The sequence below is a fragment of the Candidatus Defluviilinea gracilis genome, from assembly GCA_016716235.1.
GTDB lineage: Bacteria > Chloroflexota > Anaerolineae > Anaerolineales > Villigracilaceae > Defluviilinea > Defluviilinea gracilis.
Genome location: JADJWS010000007.1, coordinates 262,973 through 279,523 on the forward strand (window position 1 = coordinate 262,973; position 16,551 = coordinate 279,523).

Annotated in this window: 8 protein-coding genes; all 8 read right to left on the bottom strand. The window is 54.7% G+C overall.

Features of this window, described 5'->3' with window-relative positions; translation table 11 throughout:
- Positions 1 to 48: 48 nt before the first annotated feature.
- The 8 genes from IPM31_19235 to IPM31_19270 are packed head-to-tail and all read right to left on the bottom strand — an operon-like array spanning position 49 to position 16,538.
- Positions 49 to 3,822: a GAF domain-containing protein gene (locus tag IPM31_19235; GenBank protein ID MBK9009106.1), complete on the bottom strand. Its 3,774-nt coding sequence runs from the start codon at positions 3,820 to 3,822 to the stop codon at positions 49 to 51.
- Positions 3,788 to 4,573 carry a ParA family protein gene (locus IPM31_19240; GenBank protein MBK9009107.1) on the bottom strand — a complete coding sequence of 262 codons (786 nt, stop codon included), beginning with the start codon at positions 4,571 to 4,573 and terminating at the stop codon, positions 3,788 to 3,790. The genes IPM31_19235 and IPM31_19240 overlap by 35 nt, the downstream gene beginning before the upstream one ends.
- Positions 4,574 to 4,590: 17 nt before the next feature.
- Entirely contained in the window at positions 4,591 to 6,813 is a 2,223-nt protein-coding gene (locus IPM31_19245) for a GAF domain-containing protein (protein ID MBK9009108.1), read from the bottom strand.
- Positions 6,803 to 9,142 carry a GAF domain-containing protein gene (locus tag IPM31_19250; GenBank protein MBK9009109.1) on the bottom strand — a complete coding sequence of 780 codons (2,340 nt, stop codon included), beginning with the start codon at positions 9,140 to 9,142 and terminating at the stop codon, positions 6,803 to 6,805. Before IPM31_19250 ends, IPM31_19245 begins: the two co-directional genes overlap by 11 nt.
- A gap of 30 nt (positions 9,143 to 9,172) precedes the next feature.
- A complete protein-coding gene (locus tag IPM31_19255) occupies positions 9,173 to 11,704 on the bottom strand; it encodes a GAF domain-containing protein (GenBank protein ID MBK9009110.1) in 2,532 nt (843 codons plus the stop codon).
- Positions 11,701 to 13,419, bottom strand: a complete 1,719-nt coding sequence (locus IPM31_19260) for a GAF domain-containing protein (GenBank protein MBK9009111.1) — start codon at positions 13,417 to 13,419, stop codon at positions 11,701 to 11,703. Before IPM31_19260 ends, IPM31_19255 begins: the two co-directional genes overlap by 4 nt.
- A gap of 15 nt (positions 13,420 to 13,434) precedes the next feature.
- The gene (locus tag IPM31_19265; GenBank protein MBK9009112.1) at positions 13,435 to 15,156 is read right to left on the bottom strand and encodes a GAF domain-containing protein; all 1,722 of its coding nucleotides are present in this window, start codon (positions 15,154 to 15,156) and stop codon (positions 13,435 to 13,437) included.
- An 11-nt stretch (positions 15,157 to 15,167) separates the two neighbouring features.
- Positions 15,168 to 16,538 carry a GAF domain-containing protein gene (locus IPM31_19270; GenBank protein MBK9009113.1) on the bottom strand — a complete coding sequence of 457 codons (1,371 nt, stop codon included), beginning with the start codon at positions 16,536 to 16,538 and terminating at the stop codon, positions 15,168 to 15,170.
- Between the last annotated feature and the right edge of the window lie 13 nt (positions 16,539 to 16,551).

Consider the following 16,551-nt stretch of genomic DNA (forward strand, 5'->3'; position numbering starts at 1 on the left):
GAGCATTTTCCCTTAATAGTGGCAGGCTATTGTACTCGGAAATCTCGCTTATGAAACCGCTCGACTCAACGCCTGTTCGATGGTGGTGATCAATTCGCCTTCTTTGAAGGAAGCCTTGGTGAGCAGGCGCTTTCCGAAATCCTTTAATTGGTTGAGTTGTTCGTTGGTCAAGCCGCCCCCGCTAACCACGAGCACGGGGATATTACGGAGCGATGGATTTTCTGTCAGCTTCTCTAGAATTGTGAACCCGTCGATTTCCGGCATAAAGATATCGAGGATGATGGCTTCTGGGGCTTTTGTCACGATCGCTTCCCAACCTTTCCGCCCGCCTTCAGCCAGGGTCACCTTGTAATGACCCTGCTCGGTAAGGATTTTTTCCATCAGGCGCAAGTCGTTCGGGTCATCGTCGATCACGAGGATTTCCTTGATCGTGCCATCCTTGTCCAAACGGGTGAGCGCGTGAACAAGGTCTTCCTCAAGGATCGGCTTGATCAGGTAATCGGCGGCGCCGAGGCTGAATCCCTTGTTTGCCTGTTCGAGGATCGAGCAGACGATGATGGGAAAATCGCGGGTGGCAGGATCAGACTTCAAGTCGGTCAGAATCGCCCAGCCGTCCATTTCGGGCATCATGATATCGAGCGTCACGGCAAATGGTTTGATGTCGAGTATGCGTTGTTTGGCGAGCGCGGGGTCGGTCAATGCGACCACGTGATAACCCTGCGGAGTTAGATAGCGTTCGTATAAGCCGATCACCTGCGGGTCATCATCGATGGCAAGGATGATTTTCCGGTCGAACGGTATTGTGTTGAGCGGCTGGTGGAATAACGGAACGGTGAACCAAAATGCCGAGCCTGCGTTCGCGTCGCTTTGAACGCCGATGCGCCCGCCGTGCAGTTGCACAAGATTGGCGCAAATCGACAGCCCCAGCCCGGAGCCGCCTGTTTTCCGCGTTGCCGATCCGTCTACTTGTGAAAACGCTTTGAAGAGTTTCTCCTGATCCTCGATTGAAATACCGGGGCCGGTGTCGATGACTTTGATGAGCGCTTCCATATTTCCAGCCGGGCTTCGTTGAGTAACGGCTTCCACAGTGATCGAGCCTTCGTCGGTAAATTTGGAGGCATTCGACAGCAAGTTGATGAGCACCTGGCGGATGCGCATCGCGTCGCCGCGCACGGTGGGCATGCCAGACGCAACTTTCTGCACAAGTTGAATCGGTTTTTCTTTGACGAGACCCTTTGCCGTGGAAAGCACGCTTGTGACCATGTCTGCCAGGTTCACTTCTTCGAAGTTCAATTCCATCTTGCCTGCTTCGATGCGGGCAAGGTCGAGCACGTCGTTGATCAGACCTAGCAGGTGTTGTCCCGAGTTGTAGATGGCAGAGAGGTCTTGTTGTTGCATATCTGTGATGGGACCGTCGATCCCTTTTAGGATCACGCGCGAGAATCCGATGATGGAGTTTAGCGGCGTGCGCAACTCGTGGCTCATATTGGCGAGGAATTGACTCTTCAATTTGTCCACTTCGCGCAGGTCTTTAATGAGTTGCTGAGAGAGTTCGTAAGAGCGGGCATTATCGATCGCCACGGCAACTTGATCGCCTAACGATTGAAGCACGGAGATATCGTCTTCGGTAAACGCGTGGGTCTGCTTCGATTGAATATCGATGACGCCAACTGTGCGCTGACCGATCCGAAGTGGGATCGCCAGTTCGGAGCGGGTCTCCGGCAAGTGAGGGCTGGCTTGAAAGAGCGACTCTGCCGCCACATCTTCCACCAATTTGTATTTGCCGGTCTCTGCCACGGCGCCGATAATGGATTGGGGTCCAATCACAATAGAATGATGAGCCGCCAATAATTTCTCGCCCGCGCTCCCTGTGGCGCCTTTCAGGGTGGCGTTGAACCCGGTTTCTTCCACGCTGTAAATGCCGGTGAAATAAAAATCGAAACCTTCGCTAATACGTTCCACAGACTTCCTAAAGATCGTGTCCAGGTCAAGCGTGGATGTGACAATTCTTCCGATCTCGGAAGACATTGCAAGATAGGTGGTCCTGCGTTGCAGGGCTTCCTCGGATTTTTTGCGCTCGGTAATATCGCGCGCCACCCAGAACACTTCATTCTCGTTCAGTTTGGAAATGTTCGCGAGGAACCAATAGTTTTGACCCTCGGCGGGCAATTGATATTCGATCTGAACGACGCTATTTGTGTCCAGCGCCTGGTGGATCGCCTGCCTGAAGGGTTTGTGAGTTTCCTCGGGAAGGATTTCGTCCATGCGCTGGCCCAGTAACTGTTCGGGGGGGCGAAACAGGCGCGAAGGGTTGGTAGGCGCGATACGAGTATAGCGGGTATCCCTGTCGATCACGAGCACCACATCCTGCATGGCTGAGAAAAGAACGCGCAACTCTTCCGCGTTTCTTTGTGTGTTTCCGAAAAGTGTCGAGTTTTGTACGGTGGTCTGGACTTGGGTAAGGATGGCTTCGATCAGGTTGTAATCGTGATCGGAAATACGGTGTTGAGGATCGGAGAAATCGATGCCTAATGTGCCGATCAAGTCTTTTCCGACGATTACGGGCCAGACGAACAGGCTTTGCGTGCCGCGCTCAGCCATCACATCGCGGATGTGAGCCGTAAGAGGGTTGTTCAACGTATCGTTGATGAACAATGGTTTTCGGGTTGAAATCACCTGTTCCGCGGTTGGGTTTCCCTGAATGGGTAATCGTATCCCGATCCCGCCTTTGCCATCCTCTGCTGGCGCGTCTGCCATGACGACAAGTTGGTTCGCCTCCTTGTCGATCAGCGCAATGCCTACATGCAGGGCGGAAGTGATATCCGCGATCTCGTTTGCGATGGTTTGAAGGTTTTTGTTCAAATCCAGCGATTCTGATAGCTCGGTAACCAGCCGGTTGAGGCGGGCGGTATCTTCCACGCGACGGCGGGTCTCCTCGAAGAGTTTTGCGTTTTGAATAGCGATCGCTGTCTGGCTGGCAAACGACGTTAATAAGCGGAGGTCGTGTTCGTTGTATTTGTTGGGGGTGTGATAATCCTGAATGGCGATGGCGCCTAACACATGGTCGCCGGTGAGGAGCGGCACGCCCAGATACGACATGGCTGGCTCTCCCATCAGCGTCTCCCCATGTTCTTGTAACCAGGCGTCGGTTCCGTTGCCGACTAAAATGCTTTCCTTTGTGCGAATCATGTGTCCCGTGAAGCCGCGACTTAATGGTATGCGCGTGATCGAACGATCCACCACCGATTCGCTCACGTTGTGAGGAAAGACGATCTCGTTAGTTTCTTGCTCGTAAAAAGCAATGTAGAAGTTCCTTGTGTCGAACAGGCGCGAAATGCCGCCGTAGGTGACTTCTGTGATCTGTTCGATGCTCAACGCGCCGGTGAGAGCCTTCCCTACTTCGTTGAGAACCGTTAATTCCTCGGCGCGCGTCTGTGTTTCCTGAAATAGTTGCGCGTTTTGCAATGCCAACGAAAGCTGGTCCGCCACCTGGCGGACGAGGAGCTCCTCTTCCGGATCCCAGGCCGGTTTTTCGGCTTCGTTATATACCTGCAGGGTCGCCCATGTGCTGTGACCCGTGTCGAACGCGAGGGAAATATCTTGCTCGCTGGTTTGCGCGCGGATTGGCGCGGCTGTTGACCGTACAGGCGCGGCTAAGGCCGGGGTGGGCGACTCAGGCGTAAGGGAGGGAGGCGGCGGCGAGTCCTTCTTTGAGGCAGAGGACCTGCGCGATACTTCCTGCGAATTAGAAGTCGTCTTCTCCGGTTCCAGCCCGGTGAATAGCTTCTTAAGCCGTTTGTCGACTGGCTTCTTCTTTGACATACTCGATTAACTCCTGTGCAAGGATCCGATATTGTTGCGAGCCTCGACTGGTGGGGCGGTATTGGGTGATGGGCATCCCTGCTATGGGGCTTTCCCTGAGTTTGGTGTCGATCTCGATCACGCTGGTGAAGACGCCCTGCCCGAAGGTGGTTTGCAGTTGCTCGAAGATGTTGCGATGCGTGCGGTTGCGGCGGTCTAGCAGGGTGACGAGGATGCGGTATGCAAGATTTGGGTTGGTCTCCTGCCTGATGCGGCGGATGGAACCCATCATGTTGCGGAGGGCGTACGCGGAAAAATATTCAGCCTGGGTGGGTATGATAAGCAGGTTGGAGGCGGAAAGGGCGTTGAGGGTGATCGCCCCTAGGGCGGGTGGGCAATCGAGCAGGATGTAATCGTATGAAGGTTCAACGAGTTGAACGGCAGAGCGCAGGGTGGTGAGGTAATTGCTCCTCATGGGCAGGTATTGCTCCGCGCTTTCGATGCGCGAATTGGATGACACCAGGTCTAGATGAGGGATGTCTGTTTTTCTGATGGCGACGCTCAACGGCGCATTTTCGATCAACACGTTTGCCGATGTGGTCTCCGCTTCGCCAGTCTCCAGCCCAAGCGCCAGGCTTAGGTTTGCCTGCGGGTCCAAGTCGATCAATAGAACCCGGTGATTTAATTCAGCGAGCGCCGCGCCGAGAGAGAGCGTGGTTGTGGTTTTGGCGACGCCGCCTTTTTCATTTGAAATTGCCATGATATGTGCCATGTGATTACCTCGGGGTCTTATTGTTCATTTTCATTCGACGATTCGGAGATCACCTGTACGCGGTTTGCTCCAAGGATACTGCGCAGTTCGTCCGCCGCCATTTGGATCATGGTTTGCGGGTCGTTCACACTGCGAATTTTGCCGGTGATTTCAGAGACTAACCGTTCCCGCTCTGCGCGTCGGGTTGTTTCCTCGAACAGGCGGGCATTTTCGAGCGCCACTGCCAAACGGTCGGTGACCGCCTGGATGAGGTTGATCTCGTCTTGAGACCAGGCGCGATCTTTGGCGGGAGATTTGATGCTCATTGCGCCGATGACTTGCCCGCGTAAGTTGATCGGCGCGAGGACGGACGATTCTTCCTCCGGGCTATTTGCCTGCCGGACGTGGAGCCTGCCGGCCCCTTCTGGCGTTTGGAGTTCGGGGAAGTCCAGCGGGGTCTTGAGGGGCGCGCCGCCGGTGGGTGATTGTCGGTACCCAACATCTCCGGCGCGCGTGCGCAAATTCTTCCACTCCTTTTGGAGGTATTGGTTATAAAGGCTTTGGACTTCAGACAGGGCTTGTTCTGTTTTTGCAAACAGCCTGGCATTTTCAATGGCAACCGAGACCTGGCTGGCGAGAATGCCGAGGATATTGAGGTCGTCCTCTGTGAATTCACCCCGCCGCTGGCTTTGCACATCCAACACGCCGATCACCTGTTCGCGGATCTTCATTGGCAGAGCCATCTCGGAACGGGTGGATGGGAGGTCGGGGTTGTTGAAGAAAACCGATTCATCTCCCACGTCGAGGGCGATGCGGGGTTTCCCTTCCAGGGCAACGGTTCCTACAATGCCCTGCCCAATCGCCAATGCGTGTCCGCGCAGTAGCATGCGCTGACCGCCTTCGCTGTTTGTGGCTTGGAGGATGGCTGATCGCTTTGTATCGTCGAGCAGGAAGATGCCGACGTGATAAAAGTTGAATTTTTCGCTGACCAGGCGGGTGATCAGGGGGAGGAGAATGTCGGGATTTTTCTCGACGTTGATGATGCGGGATACTTCGCTGATCGCAAGCAGGTCTTTTGCCCGTTGTTCACTTTCAAGGCGCGATGCTTCAAGCGCGGTGGTGCGGTCTGTCACGCGTTGCTCGAGGTTTGCGATCGAGTCGCGCAGTTGGGCGGTCATGTCGTTGAAGGATGCGGCAAGATGGTCGAGTTCTATGGCGCCGGTGCTTTTGGCTTGCGCATGGAGATTGCCGCCTGCGATTTCGGTAGCCACATGAGATAGATCGACGAGCGGGGCAGAGGCGCGTCGCGCGCTGTAATACCCGAACAAGCCAGCCAGGACGGCGATGACCAGAAATAAGGCTAGAGTGCGTATTCCGAGGGCAAAAACATTCTGATATGCCTCGCGCCAGGGTAGCTCGATCACAACAGCCCATTGAAGCGGCTGGAGTGGGACAAATGTGCCAACAACAGTTTGACCACTCAGCCCAACGTATTGTTGAACGCCAACGGTTTGGCTTGAAGTTGCTGAGGGGTCTTTTACGAACTCGCCCAAGTTCCCAACATTGCTGACGTTGAGACCTTGCAAGACCGTGCTGGTGTCTCTGTAGGCGATCAAATCTCCGTGGCTATCCACAACATAGGCGTAGCCTGTGTCGCCTACTCGTAATGAGCCGACAAGATCCCAGATGAATTTCAAGTTGACCTCGGCGACCAGAAATCCCGCATTGCTTCCGGATGTGGTTCTAATCGGCATTGCCAGCGCGATCAGCGGCTCAATGGTATCTTCGTCCACATAGACTTCGCTTAAGTATCGGTCTGAGCCTTGAGAGAGAGTTGCCAACCCTTGTGTGATTTGTTCTTCAAACGCAGGGGAGAGTGTGATGGACACGCGCGATGTGGATTCGAGTTGCTGTCCTTGCTGGTCGATCAGGGCAAGTTGCCTGAAGGCCGGCTCCAGGTTGAGGAGTCTGTCCAGGAAGGAGGCTTGTTCTGATGGAGATGCCTCCAGGGGTTCTGAAAGGCTGATGGCGGCTGTCATCGCGCTGAACTTTTTCTCGATAAAATCGCTCACGCTCGAACCCGCATTCTCTGCGAGGAGCAACTGCCTTTCCTCCAATTCTCTTTGCTGGGTCTGTACGGTGAGCGCGAGTTGTGTGGCGGTGGATAGGAATAGGACCAGGGCGCTTAAGCCCAAGAAGCTAAGCGCCAGGATCGTGGTCAAACTGCGCGCGGACCGTGGTGTTGCGGCTCTATTGTTCATGGCTTCTCCGGTCCTCCGCGTTGGGCGAACGAGCGCCGCCGTGGTCGCCGCGTTCAGAAGTTGTTCCCGCGGCTGACGGTTGGATCTGCACAAGCACATCCGATCCGCCGAGCGCCTGGCTGAGTTCCTCTGCGGCGGTGCGCAAGATTGATTCAAAGCGTGTGGACGCGCCGATCTTGGTTGAAATGTCTGAAGTCATGCGTTCGTATTCTGCGCGTCGTTGCGCCGCTTCAAGCAAGGTTGTGGATTCAAGCGCCAGGGAGAGGCGGTCGCCTACCGCGCGAGCGATATCGATCTCATCCTGGTCTGGGGTGTGGTTTTCAGGTAAGCGGATGTTCAAAACCCCAACCACATTGTTGGATAGTTGAATAGGAACGGCGAGTTGGAAATTGTTGCCTTCCAGCACCACCGGCTTTCGATCTGCTTTGATTTTTTCCAGAACCTCGGGAGCCACTTGCGCATCCTTGCGGGAAATGCCGGGCGATGACGCGCGGTAGGACAACAATTGGCTTTGTGATTTGATCGCTTGCCAGGATTCTTTCATGACAAGCCCGGAGGTCTGTTGCGCGTGTTCGATCAGCCGTTGAGCGGTTTCGAAATTCCGCGAGTTTTGGATCGCAATGGCTACCTGGTCGGCAAGTGTGGCAAGGGTGGAGATATCGTCATCGTTGAACGCGTTAGGTTCGGTACTTTGCACATCCAGCGCGCCGATTGTGACCTCCGAGACCCGAAGCGGAACAGCCATTTCTGAGCGCGTCTGGGGCAGGTCGGGGTTGTTGAAGAAAACCGAATCAGATCCAACGTCTAGGGCGATGCGTGGCAGGCTTGTGGCGGCAACGTATCCAACGATTCCCGATCCCACTTGTAAGCGGTGGGCGCGGCTCAGCATCTTTTTCCCGCCTTCGCTGTTTGTCGCTTCCAGGACGACGTTTTCATTGCGGTCGTCGAGCAGGAAGATGCCGACGTGATAAAACTTGAATTTTTCACTCACCAGATTTGTGATCAACGGCAGAAGGGTATCGAGTTTGTGCTCGCTTGTGATTACTTTTGAAATTTCGCCAATCGATTGCAAATCCTGCGCCCTTTGAGTGCTTGTCTGGTTTGCGGCTTCCAATTCGCGCGAACGGGAAATAATGGCGGCTTTCTCCGCTTCCAACTCGTCCGCCATTTGATTGAACGCGCTTGCAACTTTGCCGACCTCATCGGATGATTCCACGGGCACGCGAGCAGTTAGGTCTCCCACGGCGATCTTCTGGGAAGTTTCCGCCAGTTGGAAGAGCGGTTTACTAATGGAGTTCATGATATTTTGCCCGAGTAGGAACGCGCTCGCAACGCTGACAAGCGCCACGAGGGCAATGACATAAAATTGGAGGACGAGCGAGTTGATACGGGCCGCGACTCCCTTTTGTAAACCTTCTGAACTGGCATTGTAGAAGGATAGGCTTGCGCTTCGAGCCGTATCGAATATTTCGTTGGACTCCCTAACGGCATTGTCTGAGAGTTGGGGGTTGGAACTAAGCCTGTTGAGGGTGTCGATCACGGCGGCATTGGCTGTGCGATACTCGACGAACGCGGAGCCGAGGGAGGTGATTGCTGGCGTTGTCGTATTCTGAACGGCAACGGTTATATTCCTGTCCATGCTTGAGAGCCTGGTCGCCAGTGTTTCGGCAAGGATTCGCAGGCGAATCTCATCGTCGCTCGTGAGCGTTCCTTCGCCGCTATACGAGTTGATGATTGCGCGCGACTCGGTCAGCAAAGCCTGATTTTGCGGCAGATTCAACAGCACCGCGTCCATGGTGTAGTAGGTATCCAGGTCTGGGTCGAGGATGAGGTATGAATAATCGCCTACGCGCGATACCAGCAGGCTGATCTCATCGAGGATTTTGCTGTGCGCATTAAGGGCTTCCTCTGGGGCGCTGTCCCGAATGGAACCTTTCAATGCCGTCCAAAGTGATGCGATCGATTCCTCTTCAGCGCGGAATTCGGCAGAGAGAATTTCCTGGCTTTGGACGAATTTATAGTTTTCGAATTCGGCGTCAACCAACCCCTGCGCCGCCCGGACTTCGGAGAAATCTGCATCGCCGTTCAGGTAACTCAAACTGACAGCCTGATGATGCTGTATGGCATCTGTGAGATTCCACAGCGAGCGGAGGTAGAGCGTTCCGAATAATTCGTGGGTCCCGTAGCGATCGATACGTTCCGTTTGGTTCCGGATCAGGGGAATGAACGCAATGATCGGAAGCAGAAAGATCACGGTGATCACGTTGAATTTACGCGGATACGTGAGGCTCAAAAACCAGCGGGTGATTGCGGCGGCGATTCTTTTCATTCTGTCATGAATCCATGGTCGGCTTCGGAATTAATCCGATTTACCATCCTCGTCGATCTGGATGGACACTTCCGCTCCCGGAATGGCTTGGCGCAATTCCACGGCGGCTGTTCTAAATAATTCTTCCACGTTGTTTTGCGCGCTGATCTTGGCGGCAATTTCGCCGATGGCGCGTTCTTTGGCGGCGCGTTTCTGGCTGTCCTCAAAAAAGCGCGCGTTTTCCAATGCCAGCGCGGTGCGTTCAATGATCGCGGAGACGATGTCCAATTCGTCCTTGTCCCAGCGCTGGTTGCTTGGGGCGCGCACCTCTACGGTGCCGATCGGTTCGCCGCGCATGGTGATCGGCAAGGAGATCAAACCGGTCCGTTTCTTGGGTTGCGCCTCAGATTCGCTCGACTCGCGCGCGGACTCTTCCTTCCCTTTGTGGTCGTATAAAAGTGTTGCGCGCGCGCCCGAATGGCGGATGCCAACAATCTTTCGGCGCTGGGTGAATTCCTGCCATTGCGAGCCGGCGAGTTGACGCGAGAGCGCCTCAGATTCGGCGAGCGCTTTCCGCGTTTCCTCATGCTGGCGCGCGTTCTGAATCGCGACACTGACCTGGTCCGCAAGGATCGACAAGGCGTCCACATCTTCGTCGCTGAACGCGTTTTTATCCTTGCTTTGCACATCCAACGCGCCGATAACTTCGCTACCCGCCAGCAGGGGGAGGGCGATTTCACTGTGGGTGTCCGGTAGAAATGGGTTATTAAAATACACAGCGTCTTGCCCTGTATCGAGAGCAACACGAGGCTTTCCTGTGCTGGCGACATTGCCAACAATACCGGTCTCGCCCACCTTGAGTCTGTGCTGGTTGGCGAGCATTTTTTTGCCGCCTGCGCTATTGGAGGCGCTAAGAATGGCGTAGTTTTTCTGAGAGTCAAGCAGGAAGATACCGACATGATAAAACCCAAATTGGCGGCTGATTGTTTCTGCGATTTTTGGCAGCATTCCTTCCAATTCTTGCGTGGAGCCGATGGTGCGCGCGACGCGGGCAATCGATTCGAATTGCCTCGCGCGGACCTCATTCCGTTTATTCGCATCGGTCAATTCCGACGTGCGGTCTGCCACGCGGTGTTCGAGATCTGCGAGCGTTTCGCGGAGGCGGCTCGTCATTGAGTTAAAGGCTTTACTTAATGTCCCGATCTCATCATTTGCGGATGCGTCGGCTTGGGCGTTCAAATCGCCGTCGATGATTTGGTTTGCCGTGTTGGTGAGCGTGTGGATTGGCGCGGTAATGACCCTGCCGATCGCCAGGCTGATCACCAAGGCTGTGGCAATAATAATGACGAGCGTAATGTAGGTTTCCAGCGCGGCGGCGCGAGTTTGGCGGGCTGTTTCGTTCCTCGCTGTAACGATTGCCCCTTCGAATTCTTCCGCAGGGACGATGATCCCGATACTGTACCCGTTAATCTCAATGGGCGCATATGCCAGATACATATCGATATCGTTGACGGGGATTTTCGATAACCCGCTCCCGCCCGATACCATGCGGTTTGTAAACTCCCTGATTTCTAACGGTCCTCGACCCAGGACCGAAAATTTGAAATATTCCTCTGGCGCGATTTCATCGGGCTTGATCCCGAATAGATCATAGCCGCTCTGTGGCATGGAGATAATACGGCCCGCGTCGTCCAACATGAAAGCAAACCCGGTTTGCCCAATGCGCGCGGCTCCAATTTGCTCCGTGATCGTGGCAAGTTTCACGTCTGCGGCGACAACCCCGCTGAAGGTTTCGTCGAAATACACAGGCGCGGAAACCGTAACTACCAGCCCGCCTCCTGTCGCGTCTACATACGGGATGGACCATCGCGCCTTTCGTTCCGGGTTGAAAAGCGGCGATGAGATTTCATAATAAGGACGCCTGGTCGCGTCAAAATCCGGAGGTAGAAGAGTTGCCAGTTCGATATTGGGGTAGTAGCGCGTAATGCCGCGTTCGTCAATTCCGTAAATCGCGAGCATGGACGGGTTGGCTTTGATCACCTCAGGAGCGTAAAAATCAAGATAGGCGGAAACATTGAGGCTGACGAAAATGTCTTCGGATAATTGGTATTTTGCCGGTATGTATACGGAAGAAGGGTCGCCGGCAGGGTTGCCGTAGTGACCCTCCGGGAGTTGGAAAAGACTGCCGCTCGCATCCCAGTATTGCCCAAGCCCAAGGTCGCCTTTTTGTCTTTCAAGATTGCTCCAGTACTCTGCAAGTTTGGAAGTCTCGTTGGCAAGATCTTCAAACGAGTGGTTGATGTTGTTCGTTTGAAAGGCGAGTTCGTTCACTAATTGCTCCTCGGCTAGCAGGCTGACGCTGGTCTCAAGCCTGGACGACAAGGTGTTGCTTATCCTCGTTCTGTTCGTAACAGCCGTATACGCTCCAAGCCCCAGCGCTAAAAAGCATGTGATCAAGATGCCCAGCGTGATCTTGCCTCTGACGCTTAAGTACCTGAACCTTCGAGTTATGCCAACCAGAAAAAGCGTGACGATGGCGATCGCCGTAAAAGCAATGATGCGGACGGTTAATTCCGGATTCATGACGTGTTCCTGTCGCTGAACTTGATCAAAATTTCCGAGCCGCTGAGCACGCGTTCCAATTCCACCGCGGTTGCTTGCAGGATGTTTTCGACATTGAGCGAGCCGCTGATGCTGGAGGTGGCTTCGGCGATCATGCGTTCTTTTGCCGCCCTTCGACGCGCATCCTGGAAGAGGCGCGCGTTTTCCATGGCAAATGCGGCGCGCTCGGCTACGGCTTCCATCAAGCTGAGTTCATCGTCTTTCCAAGTTCGGCTGGGATCGCCGGCCTCAACATGGAGCACGCCGATGATTTCGCCGCGTAGTTTGACGGGGACTGTGGCTGTGGCATGTGTCGATTCAGCCCCGTTGGCAACTCGTGAAATCAAGGCGCCGGAATCGACCGCCGAAGCGATATCGGAATTTTCCAGGGGCGATTCGAGCAACTCGATGCGCCCCGCGTTGTAGCGGAAACCCGCTTGTTCGGCTTTTTGCGCGGCGCGAGACCATTCGGTGCGGATAAAATTGTTGAATACTTCCTGCACCTGCGTGGCGGAGGCGCGCGCTTCGGTCAGCAAGCGGGCGTTTTCGATCGCAATCGCGAGTTGGTTGGCGAGAGTGCCCAATGCCCGGAAATCTTCTTCGCTGAAGGCGCCGGCTTCGATGCTTTGCACGTCTAACACGCCAATGGTCAGCTTGGAAACGACCATCGGAAGAGCAATTTCAGAGCGAGTGTCTGGGAGGTCGGGATTGTTGAAGAAAACGGCATCCGCTCCCACGTCCAGCGCGATGCGGGGTTTTCCAGTTTGGGCGGCGAAACCAACCACGCCGGTTCCGAGCATCAGGCGGTGTCTTCGGGCAAGCATCTTCTGTCCGCCGGCGCTGTTCGCGGCTTGTAAAATGGCAAATTCGCGGTCCCGATCCACCAAAAATATGCCCACATGATAAAAGCCGAACCGTTCGCTGATAAGTTGCGATGCGGTGGAGAAGATTTTATTCGGGTCCTGCACTTGAGAAATGGCTTGTGATAACTCCGCGATGGTCTCGAGTTGAGAGGCTCGGCGAGAGGTTAACCTGTTGGCTTGATTCAGTTCCATGGTTCGGTCGTTCACGCGTTGTTCCAGGTCGTTGGTAAGTTTTTCAAGTTCGCGGTTGGTGTCGCCGACCTGTTTTAAGCGTTCCCGTTCAATACTGGCGCGAAACGCCGAAATTCCAAACAGTACTGCCGCCATCGAAAATGTGACCCCGGCTGATCTGACGATGCTCAGCTTGGGGTCGGCTAAATATTGTGGGTCGGCATAGCCAGGTAAAGACAGGGTGGCGGCAAGAGCGCAGACAGCCAGAATGATAAATTCCCATTGCGAGAGGAGCGCGCTGGCGAGGATCAAAGCAAACGGCAAAATAATATTGATCGCGGAATCGATACTGCTCGCCGTCTTGAAGTAGATCGTAAGGTAGGCGACTGCCGTGAAAGCAAATGTGAAGAAGTAGATTCCGACGCGGTGATATGGCGTGCGGCTAAGCAGGTGGGCGGCAAGAGCAATAGCGAGAAAGCCTAAAAAGGTTTGCGGTGTTGTTGGGCTGGATAAAAGTCCGAGGGTCAGTCCAAATAGCAGGATCAATGTGAGGGAGGCGAGCAATTGCGCGCGTCGTTGTTCCCCGATCTCGCTGATCGACGGATGTGGTTTGGTGAGGAATGCCCAAGCCCGGGCGAATATCTTGTTCGGTGTCGTTTCCATACCTGCGCTCATTTTCTACTTCGGCTTCGAGCCGTTCTCCGGAATCGTTTCATCGCTGGCTGCGTTGACTCCCGGGTGAGAGGATGGATTCACCAGTTGGAAGGTCACAGTGGTTGTTCGTAGTGATTTCCCAAGTTCTTCCACCGTATCCCGGACGATCGAATCCAATTGATACGAAGCGCTTAATTTGGACGACAGCTCGCCCAGGAACGCTTCACGCTGGGCGCGGCTTTGCGCTTCTTCAAGCAACCGGGAACTTTCCAAGGCAAGCGCAACCCGTTCCGCCGTCGCTTCTGCCATGGCATTCTCGTCATCGGTAATCTGGCGCGTCTGGTCGGCCGGGTTGATCCTTAACCTGCCAATGACCTGGCCGCGCAAACGGACCGGAACCGTGACGCCATTCTCCGCTTGCGCGGGCTTTGTATTTTCTTGAAGCGCTTCCAACTTAATGCCATCGTAGCGATAGCCTTTTGTCTCCGCCGACCCGGCGATTTCCTTCCAGCCTTTGCCGATCAACTGCCGTGAAGCGATCTCCGCTTGTTGTAGCGCGCCACGCGCGCGTTCTGACGAGCGCGCATTCTGAATGGCAATGGCGATTTGATCCGCCAAAATCTGCAACGTGGCAACATCTTCCTGGGTGAACGCGGCTTCCTGGGCAGATTGGATATCGAGAGCGCCAATCACAAGTTCGCGTGTCTTCAACGGTAATGCGAGCAACGATCTGGCTTCCGGATGTTCAAACCCATGGGGATTTTTTTCGGCAGGATGCCCGACTCGCGGCTCGCCTCGATCGGTGACAAACCCGATGAGCGATTCAGACCCGACCTTCACCCTGGTTCCTTCCAGTTGGCTTTGTCTCCCCTCGTCACTGCTGGACGCGCTCAGCGCCGCCGATTGTCCCGAGTCTTCGAGCAGGTACACGCCAACATGTTCAAACTTGAACCTGTCGCTCACCGCTTCCACAACAACCGGGAGCAGGCGTTCGATTTCTTGAACGACCGTAATGGTTTTTGCAATGGCGGCGATCCCGCCGATGCGTTCCGCGCGCCGCTTGAGTTGTTCGTTTGCCACGAGCAATTCTGCCTGGTTTTCCTCCAGGCGCGCGCGCGCCAGCCTGAGATCGCGGTTCACAGATTCAAGGTTTCTTGCGCTGGCTTGCGCGCGGGTAATGGCGCCTTCAAGGCTTGAAAGAATAAACGCCATCAAGCCGGCGAAAATGACGATGATCACCCCAACGGTTATCAGCTTTGTATAGGGGCTTGTAAAGTATTCGGCCGGTTGGAAGAATTGATTTACTTCCGCATAGGCAAGACCAAACCCGGCAACAATAGTGAGGGCAGAGAACGCCAATGCGCCCCGCCAACCTATGATCAAGCCCGCCGCAAGAAGGACGATAAAGTTTCCTAGAAATGAGTCGTCGCGGATTCCAACCCCGAAAGCCGCAGAGCCATTTGCCGTAGCCCAGAGCAGGGAGATCAGCAGTACGCCCGCCGTTCTTGTATAGCCGTAGCGCGACAGGATCCAAATTCCAAGGATCAATAAACTTATGCCGATCAATGCCCAGTCGAAGGAGTTGATCTCAAAACGCGGAGAGATGACTTTTAACGAAATTTCGATGATGGCGATCGCGCTCATGAAAACAAGCGCGATGATATGAATATAAAACGCCTGGCGCGATCGGTCATCGTCGCCGGGATATTGGATGGGGGTTAAGTAATTGATAACAGTTTGCCGCATACCTGCGCCCTTTACCCGTCAGCCGCTTCCGGGTTGCTTTCCAGTTCAATGGTGACCTCGGCGTTGCCGATCCTTCTGCCAAGTTCCTCCACGGCAGTCTGGAGGATTGTGTTGCGGTCGCTGACGGCTCCGATCCTGGTGGCGATCTCGCCGATTGCCCGCTCGCGCGATGCGCGGCGTTGCGCGCCGTTCACAAGGCGCGCGTTTTCAAGGGCGAAGGCGGCGCGGTCAGCCGCGGCTTCGAGCAGTGACAACTCGTCTTCCGTCCATTCCCGTTTGCCTTTTTTCGGTCGCACTTCCAGTAATCCAATCGTCAGCCCGCGAAGTTTGATGGGAACGGTCACGTTAGCAGATTTCTTGTCCAACGAGAGACCGCCGGTTTGAATGATCGGCTTTTCGCGAGCAAACCTCATCTGTCCGTTCAGCGGCGTAACCTGCCTTCCGTCGAATAGGAAGCCGGTTTGCTCGATTGCCTGGTTGAAGTTTTTCCATTCCAGATGAACATATTGCTCGATCATTGCCTGCGATTCGGCGAGTGAGGTCTTCGCTTCGTTGTATAGTTTGGTGTTATTGATTCCGGCGGCGATCTGGTTCGCAAGCGCGGTGAGGAGTTCGACTTCCTCCTCGCCAAAGGCATATTTATGAAGACTCTGAATATGTAGAACGCCAATGATTTTTTCCCGGACTTGCAACGGGATGGCGATCTCCGAGCCGGTGGCCGGGCGGCCGATCTCTTCGAGGCGCGCGTTATCCGTTGTAACGTCCGAGATGACGCGCGTTTCGCCCAGCAGAGCGGTGGTTCCAACGAGGCTATTCGTGTCCACAAGAATTCGTTCGTTTGGTTGGGGACTGTCTGTCATTGCCAGGGTGAGGGTATCCGAATTGAGTTCGCTGTCGAGCAGGTAGATCGCGGAGCGATAGTTGGCAAACTGCTCGCCGATCAACCCGATGACTTCATTGAGCAGGGAGTCGACATCCTGCGCTAATGTGATCCGCCGAGTTGCATTGGCGACAAATTGGAATTTTGCCGATTGTTTTTCAAGCGCCAACGCGCGCTCATGCGCTTGTTGCTCGAGGGCGGAGTGCGAACGTTCGAGTTCCATGTTTTTTTGGCTTACCTCTTGATTAAGAGCGATCAAGCGATCGTGGCGGAGGCCGACAATCGCGGCAAAGACGCCTAAAATCACCGGCGCGCTATCGATGATCCATAAGAGCGGCTCTGTGGAATGCAGGGACCGAATGGAATCGAACGAAAAGGGCAGATCGAGGTTGGCAAGGCGAATACCCGTGGCAATGACCGGGAGCAGGAAGCCAAGCCCAGCGCCTACGATGACGTATCGCAGTGTGTTTGATCGAGAACGGTGTTTGGAAGGGTTGTCCATAAATAATTGTTCG

Bases quoted from the DNA above. Each gene is read 5' to 3' on its own strand.
- IPM31_19235 (MBK9009106.1), bottom strand. From the start codon at position 3,822: ATGTCAAAGAAGAAGCCAGTCGACAAACGGCTTAAGAAGCTATTCACC.
- IPM31_19240 (MBK9009107.1), bottom strand. From the start codon at position 4,573: ATGGCACATATCATGGCAATTTCAAATGAAAAAGGCGGCGTCGCCAAA.
- IPM31_19245 (MBK9009108.1), bottom strand. From the start codon at position 6,813: ATGAACAATAGAGCCGCAACACCACGGTCCGCGCGCAGTTTGACCACG.
- IPM31_19250 (MBK9009109.1), bottom strand. From the start codon at position 9,142: ATGAAAAGAATCGCCGCCGCAATCACCCGCTGGTTTTTGAGCCTCACG.
- IPM31_19255 (MBK9009110.1), bottom strand. From the start codon at position 11,704: ATGAATCCGGAATTAACCGTCCGCATCATTGCTTTTACGGCGATCGCC.
- IPM31_19260 (MBK9009111.1), bottom strand. From the start codon at position 13,419: ATGGAAACGACACCGAACAAGATATTCGCCCGGGCTTGGGCATTCCTC.
- IPM31_19265 (MBK9009112.1), bottom strand. From the start codon at position 15,156: ATGCGGCAAACTGTTATCAATTACTTAACCCCCATCCAATATCCCGGC.
- IPM31_19270 (MBK9009113.1), bottom strand. From the start codon at position 16,538: ATGGACAACCCTTCCAAACACCGTTCTCGATCAAACACACTGCGATAC.